Raw genomic sequence first — 15,758 nt, 5'->3', positions numbered from 1 at the left:
CGGTAACTTAAGGAGCGGTCGCTGCTCCCTTACCACCTGTAACACTATTATCTAACCAATATAAACGTGGCAATAAACGTGTCACATCAATCATTTGGTTATAATCTTGTGTACTATTTATAGCATCAACTGTCTTGACGTCCATCAAAGGCAATTTATATTTACCAATTTGGATTTGAATATTCTGCTTACAATCTTGGCCAGCACCCGTGCAAGCTGAGCCATCCTTAGTATTATAAATAGAACCAAACACTAATTGGGGAGCTTCCATCAGTTCATAGGCACCTACCACTTTAAATCTATCAGGTGCTTTTTGACCATTACTATCTTTTGCACCATCTAAATCCAATACACCACGACCGCTTAATAGATCTAATATATAAGCTCTGGAGGTATTTTTACCGGGCTCACAAGGCGCAGGCACACTACGCTTACCGGCTTCATCTACCACAGAAAAACTTGTAAACATAACTTTATCTAAAAAGGTAAAGGCCGACGATAAAACCTTTTCCCCCTCCAGTGTTAACGGCAAATACCAACCAAAAATATTCTTGTCGCTACTCATATAATTTAGAATATTTTTCCCAGCCTCAATCGTATTCGCATCCATTAAATTCGCTTCAGTAATCGGCTTAAAATTATTCGGAGGCAAACCATACGGATTAGGATCGATTAACACATAGAAACGATCTTGCTCCGCTTCAGTGTCTAAAGGATGCGAACGGTAACCACTGCCTAGAGCAATTGTTAGAATCGGTTTACCATTTTGCATCCGCATTGCGGTATCGGGTTCATAGTAAAACTTGCGATGATCTTTGTTACCATTACCGCCCCCTAAATCAGCAATTTGTGTTAGCAAGGCATCTTGGTAGTCATAATAGGAGGGGTCAGAATCATAAATATCTGCATCCAAATCGACCCGCCAAACATTGCCTCCGGTATCTGCGAAATAAAGGCGATCTAAAGACCCATTACTATCCATGTCTAGAATACGAATATCACCGGTAATACTATGTTTTAACTTATTTGCACCTTTAATAGCGCCACCGCGATTATAGCCTTGTTGCAATGACCAGATCAGCTCACCCGTTTCTAAGGAAACGATATAAACATCCTTACCCCAATTATCTTCAGGACGCTTAGGGCTTTGTTCCTCTTTGTTCGGGTCAAAACCAGCACCAAATACTAAAACATCTTTAACAACAGGGGGTTCATTACCATTCTGCACACGCATACGTGACAAGGTAGGCTTAGACCAAGCCTCCCCTAAGGTATTAAAGCCTGGACGCGAAGCGTGATTCCACCACAGTAAGCGCGGAGAATTAGGCTCGGTAATATCTAAAGCATAGTAATCACGTCCACCTCGACGCAAACCGAAAAATACATACACGCTATCTCCGTCACTACGGCGAATAATGCCATCATTATTTTTATCTTTTCGCAGCACGGTTAATGCACCATCAATACCATAGAGGTGTTCACGACCACTATCATTACTCATAAAAAAGCCAATATTTTTCAAGAGTGGTCTTGGTATATAAGCCCAATGCTCTTTTCCAGAATTGGCATCAAACGCATGTAAATAACCCTCGTTTGTTCCCAGAAAGACTATGTTTTTACCATTACCATAATTGACAGATACAGGTTTAGTATTGAGGGTATCGCCCATGTGATAGCGTGCGCCTGCATCAGGATTGCCATTCTTATAGCCCAATGCAAAATTAACTAAGGTTTCTCTTTCACTTTCGGTGGGTTGTATACCTGGACAAGTAGTCACTTGGGCAATATCAACACAGCCTGCACCGGTTTCGAGATCACCTTCAACCGTATGCTCTGTACCGGAGCAATCCTTATAATTGCCCCAACAACTTTTCTTTGGGTTTTGATCCCAAGGTAATAAGCTATTTCGAGTGACACGCTTAGTAGGCGTTAACATGCTAGTGGTCGCATTCTGAATCCTAACTAAAGCAACACTACCCGAAGTCGTATTGATGTCAGTCCATATTGTCCGCTCAGCAGGCTTTAATAAAGACGCGGCACCGCCTATCGATGCATCAATACCGTGTAATTCTTTAGACCAAAAATCCATCACATCAGGATTAATGGTTCCCTTATCCGTAAAGGCAGGCCCTGGAGAACCATTTAGACGCTTACCTACGACAACCCCTTGAGCATCCATTTTGTACTTGCGTAAATTGCCAGACCACAAGGTTGAACGGCTTGCGTCAAATACGGGGACATAAACATCAGTGCCTTGCGATAGGAACTGATTTTCATCGACTGTGAAAGAGGGGGAACTAAAAGACAAAGATCTTTGCTGAATATTACTGAGAATATTATTAAACGCATCGGCTAGACCGTCACGATTTTTGGCAGTATAAGCCCCCCCTTCAACGGTTGCTAATGAGGCTAAATAGGCCATCCCATCAGGGTCATCTAAACCAAAAGCAATAGTGTAAGTTTTTACGGTTTGTGTGCCCGGAATTAAGACCGCTTGATCACGTGTTGCCAAAAAACGTGTCAACTCTGCACCACATTTACCACTTTTAAAACCTTGGGGATCATCCACACAAATGGTCGCGGCATCTGCTTTAACCAGAGGGCTACTCATACCCGTTGAATCTAAAGCGGGTGTAGTAACCAACTTAGGAATCGTATAAGGAAATTGCGCTTGCGTTCTAGCTGGCGTGAGCGTTACGCCACCACTGGCATTGCCTGGTTCTACAGATTGAGGGTAAGTATTTATCGACGCCGATAGATTAGCGCTAGTACTCAGGTATTCCGGCTTACCATCTGACATCAAAACAATATAGTTGGCTTGGCAGGTATACCTAATGGGCGATTTATAATACTTTTTACCTTGAACCGCGCAATAATTGGCCTGACAAGTGTTGGCCGACATAGTATACCGAGGCGGAAAGCTAAAGGGCACCAGTGCACAACCGTTCAGCAAATCTGTGAGGATATTACAAGAAACCTCTTCGGTGCGACAATCAGAGAGGGTGGCTTTTTGTTCATTCACATAAGTGGTGCACTCACCATTATCTTTATTACAAGTCACTGAGTTGTATTGAGAACAAGCGCCCGTTGCATAGGTAGAAGGGTGTGCATGCCAACTCTCAAACTCTTTTCCGCCACTACTACGCGCGAAAGCGCCCCAAACCGGTGCCTCGCCACGAAAATAACGCGTTGCCTCATACAACGCATCAACAATCGGCGTGTAACCGCTCGGAGACCAACTGTCAACTACATTACTCAGATAGTTTCTGACCGGAATCCCCGATGCTGGAGGATCTGGCAAATAATCGGTGGAGGCTGCACTACCGATGATCGAAGTCGCATTTGCATTAATACTACTAATTGGAAAACTAACACCTTTAATAGCATTCCAATTATATGCGGAAAACTCTGAGCCATTGCTACTATTGGCATAATGCAGAAGCCCTACATTTACATTAGATGGTGCTTGGGTAATCACATCCTTAAAGGTTTCTTGAAGTACCTTGAGTCGGGTCTTACCTTCACTATCAGGCACAATGCTTCCCATACTACCCGAGACATCCAGTAGAAATAAAATATTGTTATTCACTGAACTTGCATCATTTTGAGCAAATATTTCCGTCTCATCTGCCTGAGCTGCTGTCCAAGCCAAGCAGAAACTACAAACTAAAATTCCTACTCCATGCCGCAGAACTTGCCAATTAAAATAACCATCCGGCTGATTTTTCATAATTCTTTCCGCTTATTTTTATACTATCACTCAGGCCAACTGTTCAAATGATTACCAGCAAGTGTCGGGTTGATTAAAGGCTACTCCGCCGGAGACCTGCTTTAAAGAGGTTTTTTGACCCGTGTTATCTAGACGAAATCGATAACAGTCCTTGTCTTTAGCTTGCGTTGAATTGGGCTTAGCTGTTGCAGTAAGGACATAAGTGCTTCTTGGTGGTGTCGTTCCACTAGGAACCTGAGCCACAATCGTATACTGTCCTTCAGGTGAGCTAATCGTCCCAGTGTCTGCATTGCTATCTAATGAACTATCTAGCGCTTTAGGGCTATAGCGATAATTATTTCTTATATAAAACGCCTCCATTTGCTGGGCGGCATTTTGTAAGGCCACTTTAGCATCGGCACGTTTGCCTTTACGCACATGGTTGGTATAACTAGGGTAAGCAACACCTGCTAGTATGGAAATAATGGCTAGTACAATCATTAATTCCAATAAGGAAAAGCCACTTTGCTTTTTTATTTTCATTGTTATTTGCCTTTCAGTCTATTTGCTTGAAGAAAGAGTCTGGCTACGTGCTGGCGAAAAATGCATAACTCCCATCGAATGAGTACTATGATTTCCTGATCCCACTAAATGACTCTTAGCAGTAATAATGAAACTATTACATTCATAGCCCCCTGCTTCTGGTGTCATCTCAATCCGCATGGCATAACCCTCTTGTGGATTGCACTGCGTTAAACGCTCGCCATAATTCACTATAATTTGACCGCTGGTAGCTGCCCCTGTCTGATTTGCCTCAAACGCTTTTTTATGCGCTTCGGCTTCTATCGTCATTTTTAAATAGGATAAGGTAGCTTCGGGCGCTAATTGATCCAAGGGTGGACGCATTTGGTTTAGCAAAGATTCGGCGTCCTGATACGTTAACATCGCACTCATTTCGTTGCCTACAATCTTGGTATCGGTAACGCCCATGCGGGCTGCTGCCACACCGATTACTGTCAGTACCAATAATAAAACCATCCCCCACAATAAAGCAGCGCCTTGTTGTCTTGCTTGAGTTATGTACATACCAATACCTCTTAGCCTTAACGCGCTATATTGCGTAAATAAATGGTGGTGCTATACACCGCACGCCGATAGCGGTCATTCGTATTAATAACGGTTCCGATTAAATCGTATTTAGCACTTTGTGCTTGGGGGAAGGCAGGCTCAATACTTCTTACTAATAAAGCAACTTGAATCGCAGCTACCTTGTCCCAAGCATTCGCAGAGGTCACTTGAGCGGCAGTTAGATACGCATCTACATCCCATAAGCGCCTTTCATTAGCCGCTGGAACCGTCAGATCAACCCCATACAGAATCTTCATATTTTCAATACCTTGAGCAATTGGTTGCGCGGTGGCATTACGCGACCCCGCACATTGCAAACTGGGTATACTGGTACCTAAGCTATTTTTCTGTGCACTTGAACTCGTTAAATAAAAAGAGCTATAAATCATCTGGGCTTGGCGCTTCTCCATCGCTGGTGGCATACAGGCATCGGGTAAGGCGCCTCCAGTACAATCAGTGTTCAATGACTGATCCGCAACATAAGTCACCGCAATTTGATCAGGACTTGCTACCCCCCCATTAGCGGTAATTTTAAGCACTGACGGATTGATGATGCTGGTTTCTGAACTAGTACAACTCGTCGTACTCGGAATCGAGGCTGTTGTTGGCAAAATATAAGGATAAACACGCTGCCCTACGGTTGAAGAATAGCCCGCATGCTCGAGATGTTCACGCAAAGCACGAATAGCCGTACGAGCATTCTCATCTAGCTCAGAGGTTTGCTCACGGAGCAGATAACTTTGTTTGCTACTGATATAAACAGCTCCCAGACCAGAAATCACAAAGACACCCAACATGGCTGCGATCAGTAGTTCTACTAAGGAAAGTCCTGCTTGCTTTTTATTATTTTTATAAAAGTAAGTATTCATAGCACTATAAACGCGCTCTTAATTGCATGGAAACCGGATTATTTTTATCTCTATTAACATTAAAAGTGCAGGCAGCGTTAAGAGAACCATCACCACAGGCTATGGCCACACTTCCTTTGACTTCATCTAGCTTACGCTCGGTCCATTGAACGTCGAACTCGATACCTTGACTGCAATCCGTTGGCACGGTACAGCTAATCCGGAGTGAGACTCCGGCATTTTGTGTCAATGCACCACCACTGCCACTGGTCGAATTCGTACCACACATAATATCGCGGATATCTTGCTGAGCAATTTGCGTACTGGTACACGTTGTATATTGGCAACCTACTGCAATCGGTCTGTCACACATTGCTGCGGTATAAGGTGTAGGGCTACTATAACTGCCTGCTATCGCAGCTTGCCGATTGGCACGCATTTTTTCTAATAAATTGTAAACGGCCAAAGTGGCTTGTTGTTGTGCCGTGGTATTTTGCGAACTTTTCAGGCCAGCGACTTGTAAACCTGCAAGCCCTAATAAACCGGCAGAGAGCACAACAACGGCAATAAGCACTTCAAGCAAACTTAGACCAGACTGAGCACGTAGCATTCGAGTTTTCATAGTACTTCTAATAATTATGATTTGACTATGGAACAATACTATCAGAAAACCGAGTCTATTTATAAATATAAATGATGACCAATTATCTGATGTAATAATTTGATTATAATTAAGCCTTACTGAATGCGGTACTGCTTGAGCTACTGGGGTAGGGGTGCTAAATTGTGAATATTAACATTAGCTAATAAAAGCTACTTATTTCAAGTTTACGTTGTGGAGTTCTGCATGTTGGCGGTCAATGCTCTTCCCGATACATCCCTAGCTTATGTACATGATTTAACTGAAACACAACTCCTTGACTTACAAAAAAATAGTGCTACCTCTTATAGTTCTCACCATTTTTTTCAAGATAAGATGAAAAGTGGTGGTTATGGCCCTGCTTTAGCGGTGATTCCGGCCGGTCGTTTTAGCATGGGATCAACAGCACAAGAATTTGGGCATCGCCGCGAAGAATATCCGCAACACACTGTCACATTAGCCCAAGCATTTGCTATCGGATGCTATCCCGTGACCGCTGAAGAATTTGAGCGCTTCCGCACCGCGACTGAATGGCAATTGCGCCCTGAGTTAATTTGGAGTCGCGGACGTTATCCCGTGATTAATGTGCGTTTAGAGGATATTAAACTTTATTTAGCATGGCTTAATGAGGAAACCGGCCAACGCTATCGCTTACCCACTGAAGCAGAATGGGAATATGCGGCACGTGCTGGAAGCTCTACCCCATTTAGTTTTGGGCATACGGTCTCCTGTAAAGAAGTGCAATTTAATCCAGCCTACCCTTATCAAGAAGCCTTAGAAAAAAAGCGCTGGTACTGGCCACGTTGTATACCAAGTGTACAAGCTAGTGAAGTAGGCCTACGCGCCGCTAATGTATGGGGGCTCTTTGATATGCACGGCAATGTATGGGAGTTTACTAATACGCATTGGAGCAGTTCACATTTAGGCGCTAATCGCGACGGTAGCCCGACCAGCAATACCGATCCACATTGGTACGTGACTAAAGGGGGATCGTGGTTTGACCCAGCCGTATTAGCGCGCAGTGCTGCACGCAAAAAACGCTATTGGGATGAATTAGATGTCAATCTTGGTTTTCGCGTCGTACGTGAGCTTTAAATACGTTCTAGTATCATAAACTCACAGTCATAAAGATGGTTGGCATCTTTAGGGTGCCCATGCCGCTCCACCAACTGCCATTGCTCAGCCTGATACTCAGGAAACCACGTATCACCGGCCAACTCAGCCTGCACTAAGGTTATATACAAACGCTGAGATTGAGGCAGGAAATACTCATAGAGTTGCCCCCCACCGATGATCATCACCTCGGATGCTGACGCTGCTTGTCTGATTGCCGCCTCCGGATCAGTTACCCAAATAGCGCCTGCCTCATGTTCGGGCTGAGAGCGTGAAATCACAATATTAGTTCGATTCGGTAAAGGGCGTCCTATCGACTGCCATGTTTTTCGCCCCATGATCACGGGCTTGCCCAAGGTATGGCGTTTAAACCAAGCTAAATCAGTAGGCAAATGCCAAGGCATGACACCCGCTTTGCCAATAACACGACTTGGCGTCATGGCAGCAATTAAAGAGATCATGCGAACTATTTAACGACCTTCAACGAGGGACGTGATTTTGGAGGGGGTTTATCATTATTATCATCAGATGAATTTTTCTTGGTAGAAGTTTTCTTCGAAACATCACTTAAAACAGGTGTAACGGGGCGTTTAGGCTCGGGCAACTCTTCTTCGTGGAGATCAGTATCAGAAGTTAAATGCGCATACTCATCTTCGGGGAAGGATGCGCCATCTTGAGTTTCACGGGAGTAAATCGCCAAAATCGAATAGACGGGGCAATACACATAAAACGCTACCCCGCCAAACCGAGCGCTAAAGCTCACTGCATCATTATCCATCATAAAATCTTGAATGGCCGTTGGGCTAATATTCAAGACAATACGACCATCCTTCACATGCTGCTTGGGTACTGACACATTTTTCGCATTCGCATTCACGAGGATATGCGGCGTCATATTATTATCGAGTATCCACTCATAGAAAGCACGCAGCAAATAAGGACGTTTTGGAGTCATGGGCGTATCGCTTTTTCAACTTTGCTAAGGGATTGTTGGAAGCCATCGCGAGAAAAAACACGTTCCATGTATTTCAGGATAGGTTTACCCTGCTTCGCTGGAACATCAATACCATACTTAGGTAGACGCCACAAGACAGGCGCTATGGTGCAATCCACTAAGGTATATTCATCGCTTAAAAAGTAAGGCTTAATGGCAAATACTTCGGCAGCTGATAACACACTTTCACGTAAAATCTTACGTGCTTGACTTGCCAGCTTATCATCACCACTTTCAATATCAGCAATCAATGAAAACCAATCTTTTTCAATGCGGAATAAAGCCAAGCGTGAATGGGCACGTGTGACCGGATCGACTGGCATCAAGGGCGGGTGCGGAAAACGCTCGTCCAAATACTCCATGATGATACGTGCATCGTATAGTACCAAATCACGATCAATCAAAGTAGGAGTGGTGTTATAGGGGTTTAATTCAGCTAAGTCATCCGGCTTGTCATCTGGATTGATATTCAGTACATCAACCGTAATATCCTTTTCAGCTAATACAATACGCACGCGATGGCTGTCGGCACAATCGGCGGCAGAAAATAAGGTCATCACGGAACGGCGACTGGAAATTGATGCCATAGTGAGCAGAAACTCCTTGGTTCAAAAAAGAAAAGCTGCCCCAGAATTCTGGAGCAGCAGTTACACATTAATGGAGTAAATCTTATATCAATTTACTATTAATGAACATCTTTCCAGTATTCCTTCTTCAACAGATACGCAACAGCTGTGAAGATTACTAAAAAGATTAGCACAAATATGCCAATGGTAGGGCGCGATAATTTAGAAGGTTCACCGACATAGACTAAAAAGTTAGTCAAATCCATGACAACTTCATCATATTTAGCGGGTGATAGCTTACCGGGTTGATCTAACACCAAGGTTTCCGTTTTGTGGCCATGCTCTTCCTTGACCTCTAAACGTTGTAGACCTTGTAACTCCCATAATACATGTGGCATACCTGCATTAGGGAAAACCGTATTATTCACGCCAAAAGGACGGGTTCTATCCGCGTAAAAGGATTTCAGGTAATGGTAAATCCACGTTTCCCCGCGTAACCGTCCTGACAAAGACAAATCAGGCGGTGCTACACCAAAAACGGCCTCACCGTATTTTTTACGCATCGCGTTGGTCATTAAATCGCCCGGCTTTTGGAGCTCGCCATCGTCATCACGGGTAAAGATAAAATTATCTTTGACCTGCTCTGGGGAAAGCCCTAAATCTTGAGCCACACGATTATAACGGCTAGAACCTAAACTATGGCAACCCATACAATAATTCACGAAATATTTTGCACCACGTTGCAAACTCTGCTTGTCGTGAATATTAGCCTTCACAGGCGGCAGCTCAACACCTGTTGAAGCCAGAACGCCGCTTACTGGTAGAACGGCTGCTGACAACGCCAATAGCATACCGCTTATAAACTTTTTCATTGGTTTACCCCTTACTCAGTTACGCGCTCAGGCACTGGTTTTTCTGCATTAACGCTGGGCGACAAAGCAGGCAACAACAAAGTCACGCCTAAATACACCACCGGCCAAATCAATTGCAGCAACATTTGTACGGTTGCCGTGGTGTCGCTAGGCACGAAGCGGAAATAGACATCATAGAAAATGATCAGTCCTAACAAAATGAAGAACCACGCTGCATAACGTGCTTTAACGCCATTCTTACCGAAGTATTGCTTCGCTATAAAATTACCTAACATAAAGATCAACGCAAAAGCCAAACCAACAACTATCCCAGCAAAAATACCGCCAAAAGATAAGAAGCCACTACCGATCCACACTAGCAAACCTAAGACCACTGCGATCAAAATACCTAAGACATTAGAAGGTTGGCTATTGGCAAACGGACGACTATGAATACCTAGCACCACAAAGAATAGGAAGTAGATTTGAGTCATGCGAGTGCCTAACTCTTTATAAAGTGGCTCAACACTCTTAGTGCCCATCCAACCCAAAATTAAGAACACAATAGCAAATAGAAGTAAGTTAGCCATGTGTGAGGCATTGCGATAGCGCCATGATTTGATAGGGTTTTTATCAATCCAAGGTAATAAGAACAACAAAATAATGGCTGAGAACATACCCACTGTGCCATACCATGGATCGGGAATCGAACGTAAAATGGTATAGAACGGTGTGAAATACCACACAGGTGCGATATGAAGCGGTGTTTTCAGAGCATTAGCCGGTTCAAAGTTAGGGGGTTCTAAGAAAAAGCCGCCCATTTCTGGCGCAAAGAACAAGACCGCAAAGAACACGAATAAGAAGACGCCAACACCAAAGACATCTTTTACGATGTAATAAGGGAAAAAAGGAATACCATCTTTCGGTGCATCTGGACTCCAACGATTACCTTTAGGGCCTTGTTTAATTTCAATACCATCAGGATTATTCGAACCCACTGCATGTAAGGCTACCATGTGCACAAACACTAAAGCTGGTAACACAATGACAGGGATAAAGAAGTGCAGTGCGAAGAAACGATTTAAGGTTGCATCGCTTAATACGAAATCACCCCGTAACCAAACTGATAACTGCTCACCAATAAAAGGAATAGTGTTGAACAGGTTAATGATAACTTGCGCACCCCACAAAGACATTTGTCCCCATGGTAATAAGTAACCCATAAAGGCAGTTGCCATGAGCGCTAAGTAAATGGTCATACCAATCAACCATAATAGTTCACGCTTGCCTTTATAGGATCCGTAGATCAGTGCGCGGAACATATGTAGGTAGACTACGATAAAGAAGAAGGATGCACCGGTGGAGTGCATATAGCGGATGAACCAACCGCCTGGCACATCACGCATGATGTACTCAACCGAATTAAAGGCCAAAGCAGCATCAGGCTTATAATGGAAGGCTAGGAATAAGCCAGAAAAAATCTGAAAAACTAAAACGAGAATCGCTAATGAGCCGAAGTAATACCAAATATTAAAGTTTCGCGGCGCATAATATTGAGCTAAGTGATAATTCCACGTCTCCATCAAGGGGAAACGATCTTCGACCCAGCCTAATAAACCCGTATAGTTATGCTTAGGATGATCTGCCATTACGCCTTTCCTCCATCTAAACCGACTAAGACAATATTGTCAGTTTTATAATAATGTGGCGGCACTACTAAGTTAGTAGCAGCCGGAACGTTTTTATAAACACGTCCTGCTAAGTCAAAGCGTGAACCATGACAAGCACAAAGCCATCCACCTTTCCATTCAGCGCCCAAATCAGCAGGCGCTACTTCTGGACGGTAACCGGGTGAACAACCTAAGTGAGTACAAATGCCAACTAACACCACATACTCGGGTTTAATAGAACGCGTTGCATTTTTCGCATATTCAGGCTGTTGGGTAAGAACGTCTGAATTGGGGTCACGTAATGCATTATCTAAGGAAGGCAAATTGCTTAGCATCTCCGGCGTGCGATTTACCACCCAAACCGGCTTGCCCTGCCACAACACGCGCGTGAGTTGCCCAGCTTCAATTTTACTAACATCGACCTCTACCGGTGCACCTGCTGCTAAAGCACGTGCACTGGGAGCCATCGATCCAAGGAATGCATATGCCAGCGGCGCCACTCCCACTGCCCCTACGACCGAAGTCGCGGCAATGAGAAAGCGACGACGCTTGGTGTCTACTCCAGAATTTGCCATCGTTAGCCTACTCCCAAATGATCAAAACTTATGCCCGCTATTGGTTAAGCTAAACAAACAGCAAGCCTTCAATTCCGGTTACAACTGACGCCTCCATGAACACGGCGCTAAATTTCTGGCGGCGATCATAGCATAAAAAATCGCAGTAGAATCTGACTTTAAGCAGGATTATTTACATCCACGAACTGACACTCAAGATCAAACTGCTCTGCAAGATGCTCCCCCAAAGCTTTTACTCCATAACGCTCAGTAGCATGATGACCTGCCGCCACGTAGTGAATCCCATTTTCACGTGCGCTATGGGTCGTGGGCTCCGACAATTCACCACTTAAATACGCATCTACCCGCAAACTGGCGGCATGATCAATATAACTTTGCGCACCACCGGTGCACCAAGCAATGCGCGAAATCAAATGTTCACCACCCGCAATCAATATCGGCTCACGCTCTAATAGCTTAGCAATATGTTGCCCCAAACTTGCCAAACTCATCGGCTCAGGTAAATGACCCACCAACCCCACCCCTTGTAATTCACGCTCATCCATATAAGCATCCACTATAAAACCCAAGTGTTTGGCGAGTTGACTATTATTACCAAACTCCGCGTGAGCATCGAGGGGCAAATGATAGGCAAATAAACTAATATCGTTTGTTAGCAAAGTAGCAAGACGCTGCTTTTTCATCCCCACTACAGCGGCTGCTTCACTTTTCCAAAAGTAGCCATGGTGTACCAAAATGGCATCCGCTTTCCATTCCAGTGCTGCATTTAATAAAGCTTGTGAGGCAGTCACGCCTGTCACCAAACGACGAATATCCTCACGCCCTTCTACCTGTAAACCATTAGGGGCATAATCGCGAAACTTTGCTACATTTAATAAAGTATTTAAGTAAGCCTCCAAGGCTTGACGCTTTACCACTATTAACCAACCAATTCAAACAAATGATCGAGTAAGATAGCCATATCTCTATCAGTTCCAATCGTAATTCTTAAAAAACGCTCCAAACGTGGTTTTTTAAAGAAACGCACTAAGACACCGCGCTGTTTTAAGGCTAAATATAACTCCTCTGCATTACCTTGGGCGGGAGCAGCAAATACAAAGTTGGCCGAGGACGGTAATACCGTAAAACCCAAACGTTGTAAGTTTTTGGTCACTTGCTCACGCGTCGACATAATCTTGGCGCAATTTGCCTTAAAATGCGTGCGATCTTTTAAAGCGGCTGCAGCACCCGCTAATTCCATGCGCCCTAGTGGGTAAGAATTAAATGAATTTTTTACCCGTTCTAAGGCTTCAATTAAATCAGGGTGCCCCATCGCAAAACCTACGCGCAAACCCGCTAAAGAACGTGATTTTGATAAGGTTTGTACCACCAATAAATTCGGGTATTGGGTAAGCAAAGGCACTACCGTTTCGGCACCAAAATCAACATAAGCTTCATCCACCACCACCACAGACTCAGTATTCACTTTAACTAAAGATTCAATCTGCGCAGTCGTTACGGCAAGTCCCGTGGGTGCATTGGGGTTAGGAAAAATGATGCCTCCATTGGGTTTATGATAATCCTCCAGCACTAAACTAAAATCCTCGCGTAAAGGAATTTGCTCTGTTTTTAGCTGATAAAGATTGGCATAAACCGGATAGAAGCTATACGAAATATCAGGAAACAAAACCGGCTTGTCTGACTGAAATAAAGCATGAAATACATGCGCTAATACATCATCTGAACTATTGCTGACAAAGACATATTTAGAGGGCAAACCATAAAAATCCTCTACCGCTTGTTTTAAAATATCGCCATTCGGATCGGGATATAAGCGCAAAGACTCATCAAGTTCTTCTGTAATCGCTTCAAACACTTCAGGTGCAGGCGGGTATGGGCATTCATTGGTATTCAGCTTGACGTAACGTTGATCTTTTGGTTGTTCACCAGGAGTATAAGGCTCAAGCTTTTGAACCAAAGGGTTCCAATACTTACTCATAAAACTATCCAGCGCATTGCGCTCAAATAGCCAGATAATATAAGGGAAATGCACCGTTGACTAGTGTTAACACGACAGCTCACTCCACTTATCTCTAAATTGCTAAACCCCATCACAGCTAAGCCTGCACGCACTTTCAATTTTATGAATACTAGCTGAATCCGATGACGATTAACGGCTTGAGTAATGGCTATGTCCTTATCCAATAAAGAATCTTTTCATACAGTGACCGTGCTCGCACAGAATGCGACTGCCTTTCCTAAAAATTACTACCAAACGGTTAATAATCGTCACTGTATCGCTGAAGCCTATCGCAATAACCCCTATCCCTTGCTCAAGCAACCTAAAATCACCGATAGACCATTAGAGCTTGAACCAGAGATTATGGAAGTTACAACGGTAGCCCCTCCAGTTAAGGTAGCAACAACACCAGCTGCTCCTGTTAAACGTACCTTAGAAACACCTGCTTACAATCCGGTGGTATTACCGAAAGTACTGCCTCATGAAATTATTACCTTGCCAATCGCACCCAAAACAGCAGCCAATCAGGAAAAGCTTGTTGTGGTAAATGCAGTACAACCCGCTAAAGAAAAGTCAGAAAAAGCGACTGCTCCAATACAAACACCAGTCAAATCCGCACCCCAAGCGACGCCTAAACGGGTCAACCACCATGACACCACTAAGCCGACCAACACTAAACGGGTCTGGAAACAGGGACGTGGTTCTATTGAAAAAATAGATAAACTAACCGGTGAAATCTTTCATTTAGTTGAAGAAGCGGCATAATTTGCACTATTACCTATACGATTTGTTAAAAACTGCTAAACTTTTGCCGTCCGCTACAAACCTGTAATTAGGGCTTTTGGGCACATTCACTGCCTCACAATCATTACAAGATAAATTGCATGATCACTAGGGATAAGCTGCAAACTATCCATACCTGTGTTTGGTTATTTGGTATTTTAACATGGCCACTACCCGCGATGGCCACCTTCACAACAGCCTGCAAAGCGGAGGTTTTACAACCGGCTACTTTTCAGCTACGTGAAAAACGCGTGATGGTGACCGAGAGTTCAGTCTCTTATACCAATATTCCTAGCGAAATGGCTTGGCGTGACATGGTTGTTCAAGTTGAACCGGCTCGACATCAGCAAGAAATAGAACCTGCTATTTATGAAGAAGTAGATGAAGTCATCGAGGTTGAACGCGCACGTACTGAGTTGCGCGCCGAAGCAGCGCAATACACTTCAACTACACGACGCGTGAAGAAGCAAGACGCACATCAAACATGGCGTACTAACTGTATTGGCACCGTGCAAGACTGTTTGGAAAAGATTCCTGAGCAATATGATGACCTCACGGTGCAAGTTGTCGAAAAACCAGCACGCATTATATAGTAAATTCTGCTAATTAAGCTACACTCTAATACTGGTCAATTCTCAAGAGACGCTCCGCGATGGGTGTGTATGGTTTAGAATTACGAGAACGCGTGTTGGCGGCTTATGAACGGCATCAGAATAAAAGTTTAGTGTGTCGCGAGTTTCAAATAGCGCGAACGACATTGGATGACTGGATACGCTGGCAGGCGGAAGGACGTTTAAAGCCGGAGGTGTGGTCGCGTGGACGTCGGCATACCATTCAGGATTGGGACGCGTTTAAAAGGTTTGTGGAGCAAGCCTCCTTCAC

The 15,758-nt window shown here is 44.1% G+C and carries 17 protein-coding genes; 4 read left to right on the top strand and 13 right to left on the bottom strand.

The genetic code is table 11. From position 1 onward, the window contains the following. Positions 1-7: 7 nt before the first annotated feature. From A3IE_RS0101635 to pilV, 5 genes are read right to left on the bottom strand one after another with little or no spacing between them, the layout of a single operon-like run. Positions 8-3,730 (bottom strand): PilC/PilY family type IV pilus protein, encoded by a 3,723-nt coding sequence (locus A3IE_RS0101635; protein ID WP_020393830.1) that lies wholly within the window; start codon positions 3,728-3,730, stop codon positions 8-10. A 51-nt stretch (positions 3,731-3,781) separates the two neighbouring features. Continuing rightward, positions 3,782-4,252 (bottom strand): type IV pilin protein, encoded by a 471-nt coding sequence (locus tag A3IE_RS0101630; protein ID WP_020393829.1) that lies wholly within the window; start codon positions 4,250-4,252, stop codon positions 3,782-3,784. A gap of 18 nt (positions 4,253-4,270) precedes the next feature. Beyond that, the gene (locus A3IE_RS0101625) at positions 4,271-4,795 is read right to left on the bottom strand and encodes a pilus assembly PilX family protein (RefSeq protein ID WP_020393828.1); all 525 of its coding nucleotides are present in this window, start codon (positions 4,793-4,795) and stop codon (positions 4,271-4,273) included. A gap of 17 nt (positions 4,796-4,812) precedes the next feature. Continuing rightward, positions 4,813-5,706: a PilW family protein gene (locus tag A3IE_RS0101620; RefSeq protein ID WP_020393827.1), complete on the bottom strand. Its 894-nt coding sequence runs from the start codon at positions 5,704-5,706 to the stop codon at positions 4,813-4,815. Between the two features lie 4 nt (positions 5,707-5,710). Then, positions 5,711-6,307 (bottom strand): type IV pilus modification protein PilV, encoded by a 597-nt coding sequence (gene pilV / locus A3IE_RS21780; RefSeq protein WP_083900560.1) that lies wholly within the window; start codon positions 6,305-6,307, stop codon positions 5,711-5,713. Between the two features lie 225 nt (positions 6,308-6,532). Between pilV and A3IE_RS0101610 the strand changes: the two genes are divergently transcribed. After that, positions 6,533-7,420, top strand: a complete 888-nt coding sequence (locus tag A3IE_RS0101610; RefSeq protein ID WP_020393825.1) for a formylglycine-generating enzyme family protein — start codon at positions 6,533-6,535, stop codon at positions 7,418-7,420. Here the strand turns inward: A3IE_RS0101610 and folA are convergent. From folA to hisC, 8 genes are all read right to left on the bottom strand, one after another. Next, positions 7,417-7,899, bottom strand: coding sequence for a type 3 dihydrofolate reductase (folA, locus tag A3IE_RS0101605; RefSeq protein ID WP_020393824.1), 483 nt, complete (start codon positions 7,897-7,899; stop codon positions 7,417-7,419). The genes A3IE_RS0101610 and folA overlap by 4 nt on opposite strands. A 5-nt stretch (positions 7,900-7,904) precedes the next feature. Beyond that, positions 7,905-8,393, bottom strand: coding sequence for a ClpXP protease specificity-enhancing factor (locus tag A3IE_RS0101600; protein ID WP_020393823.1), 489 nt, complete (start codon positions 8,391-8,393; stop codon positions 7,905-7,907). Continuing rightward, a complete protein-coding gene (locus A3IE_RS0101595) occupies positions 8,390-9,019 on the bottom strand; it encodes a glutathione S-transferase N-terminal domain-containing protein (RefSeq protein WP_020393822.1) in 630 nt (209 codons plus the stop codon). Before A3IE_RS0101595 ends, A3IE_RS0101600 begins: the two co-directional genes overlap by 4 nt. A gap of 98 nt (positions 9,020-9,117) precedes the next feature. Continuing rightward, a complete protein-coding gene (locus A3IE_RS0101590; protein WP_020393821.1) occupies positions 9,118-9,870 on the bottom strand; it encodes a cytochrome c1 in 753 nt (250 codons plus the stop codon). An 11-nt stretch (positions 9,871-9,881) separates the two neighbouring features. Next, on the bottom strand, positions 9,882-11,498 hold the full coding sequence (locus A3IE_RS19615; protein WP_020393820.1) for a cytochrome b N-terminal domain-containing protein: 1,617 nt from the start codon (positions 11,496-11,498) through the stop codon (positions 9,882-9,884). Further along, positions 11,498-12,094, bottom strand: a complete 597-nt coding sequence (gene petA / locus A3IE_RS0101580) for a ubiquinol-cytochrome c reductase iron-sulfur subunit (protein ID WP_020393819.1) — start codon at positions 12,092-12,094, stop codon at positions 11,498-11,500. Before petA ends, A3IE_RS19615 begins: the two co-directional genes overlap by 1 nt. Before the next feature lie 158 nt (positions 12,095-12,252). Further along, positions 12,253-13,011 carry a Nif3-like dinuclear metal center hexameric protein gene (locus A3IE_RS0101575; RefSeq protein ID WP_020393818.1) on the bottom strand — a complete coding sequence of 253 codons (759 nt, stop codon included), beginning with the start codon at positions 13,009-13,011 and terminating at the stop codon, positions 12,253-12,255. A 2-nt stretch (positions 13,012-13,013) separates the two neighbouring features. Then, positions 13,014-14,072, bottom strand: a complete 1,059-nt coding sequence (gene hisC, locus A3IE_RS0101570; RefSeq protein ID WP_026154720.1) for a histidinol-phosphate transaminase — start codon at positions 14,070-14,072, stop codon at positions 13,014-13,016. A gap of 186 nt (positions 14,073-14,258) precedes the next feature. Here hisC and A3IE_RS0101565 point away from each other — a divergent pair, with 186 nt between their 5' ends. The 3 genes from A3IE_RS0101565 to A3IE_RS0101555 all read left to right on the top strand — a co-directional run. After that, entirely contained in the window at positions 14,259-14,858 is a 600-nt protein-coding gene (locus A3IE_RS0101565; RefSeq protein WP_020393816.1) for a hypothetical protein, read from the top strand. A gap of 119 nt (positions 14,859-14,977) precedes the next feature. Continuing rightward, positions 14,978-15,469 (top strand): hypothetical protein, encoded by a 492-nt coding sequence (locus A3IE_RS0101560; RefSeq protein WP_020393815.1) that lies wholly within the window; start codon positions 14,978-14,980, stop codon positions 15,467-15,469. A gap of 59 nt (positions 15,470-15,528) precedes the next feature. Beyond that, positions 15,529-15,758, top strand: a 230-nt coding sequence (locus tag A3IE_RS0101555) for a helix-turn-helix domain-containing protein (protein ID WP_020393814.1), incomplete at its 3' end; no start/stop codon positions are given.

The sequence above is a fragment of the Thiolinea disciformis DSM 14473 genome (assembly GCF_000371925.1).
In the GTDB taxonomy this organism is placed as follows: domain Bacteria; phylum Pseudomonadota; class Gammaproteobacteria; order Thiotrichales; family Thiotrichaceae; genus Thiolinea; species Thiolinea disciformis.
The sequence above is the reverse complement of the archived record's forward strand: the minus strand, read 5'-3'. Positions and strand labels throughout refer to the sequence as shown.

What these genes read in the sequence shown, in the direction of transcription:
- A3IE_RS0101600 (WP_020393823.1), bottom strand. Translation starts at nt 8,393, where the DNA reads ATGACTCCAAAACGTCCTTATTTGCTGCGTGCTTTCTATGAGTGGATA.
- A3IE_RS0101595 (WP_020393822.1), bottom strand. Translation starts at nt 9,019, where the DNA reads ATGGCATCAATTTCCAGTCGCCGTTCCGTGATGACCTTATTTTCTGCC.
- A3IE_RS19615 (WP_020393820.1), bottom strand. Translation starts at nt 11,498, where the DNA reads ATGGCAGATCATCCTAAGCATAACTATACGGGTTTATTAGGCTGGGTC.
- A3IE_RS0101610 (WP_020393825.1), top strand. Translation starts at nt 6,533, where the DNA reads ATGTTGGCGGTCAATGCTCTTCCCGATACATCCCTAGCTTATGTACAT.
- A3IE_RS0101630 (WP_020393829.1), bottom strand. Translation starts at nt 4,252, where the DNA reads ATGAAAATAAAAAAGCAAAGTGGCTTTTCCTTATTGGAATTAATGATT.
- A3IE_RS0101625 (WP_020393828.1), bottom strand. Translation starts at nt 4,795, where the DNA reads ATGTACATAACTCAAGCAAGACAACAAGGCGCTGCTTTATTGTGGGGG.
- hisC (WP_026154720.1), bottom strand. Translation starts at nt 14,072, where the DNA reads ATGAGTAAGTATTGGAACCCTTTGGTTCAAAAGCTTGAGCCTTATACT.
- A3IE_RS0101565 (WP_020393816.1), top strand. Translation starts at nt 14,259, where the DNA reads ATGGCTATGTCCTTATCCAATAAAGAATCTTTTCATACAGTGACCGTG.
- A3IE_RS0101590 (WP_020393821.1), bottom strand. Translation starts at nt 9,870, where the DNA reads ATGAAAAAGTTTATAAGCGGTATGCTATTGGCGTTGTCAGCAGCCGTT.
- A3IE_RS0101635 (WP_020393830.1), bottom strand. Translation starts at nt 3,730, where the DNA reads ATGAAAAATCAGCCGGATGGTTATTTTAATTGGCAAGTTCTGCGGCAT.
- petA (WP_020393819.1), bottom strand. Translation starts at nt 12,094, where the DNA reads ATGGCAAATTCTGGAGTAGACACCAAGCGTCGTCGCTTTCTCATTGCC.
- A3IE_RS0101620 (WP_020393827.1), bottom strand. Translation starts at nt 5,706, where the DNA reads ATGAATACTTACTTTTATAAAAATAATAAAAAGCAAGCAGGACTTTCC.
- A3IE_RS0101560 (WP_020393815.1), top strand. Translation starts at nt 14,978, where the DNA reads ATGATCACTAGGGATAAGCTGCAAACTATCCATACCTGTGTTTGGTTA.
- pilV (WP_083900560.1), bottom strand. Translation starts at nt 6,307, where the DNA reads ATGAAAACTCGAATGCTACGTGCTCAGTCTGGTCTAAGTTTGCTTGAA.
- folA (WP_020393824.1), bottom strand. Translation starts at nt 7,899, where the DNA reads ATGATCTCTTTAATTGCTGCCATGACGCCAAGTCGTGTTATTGGCAAA.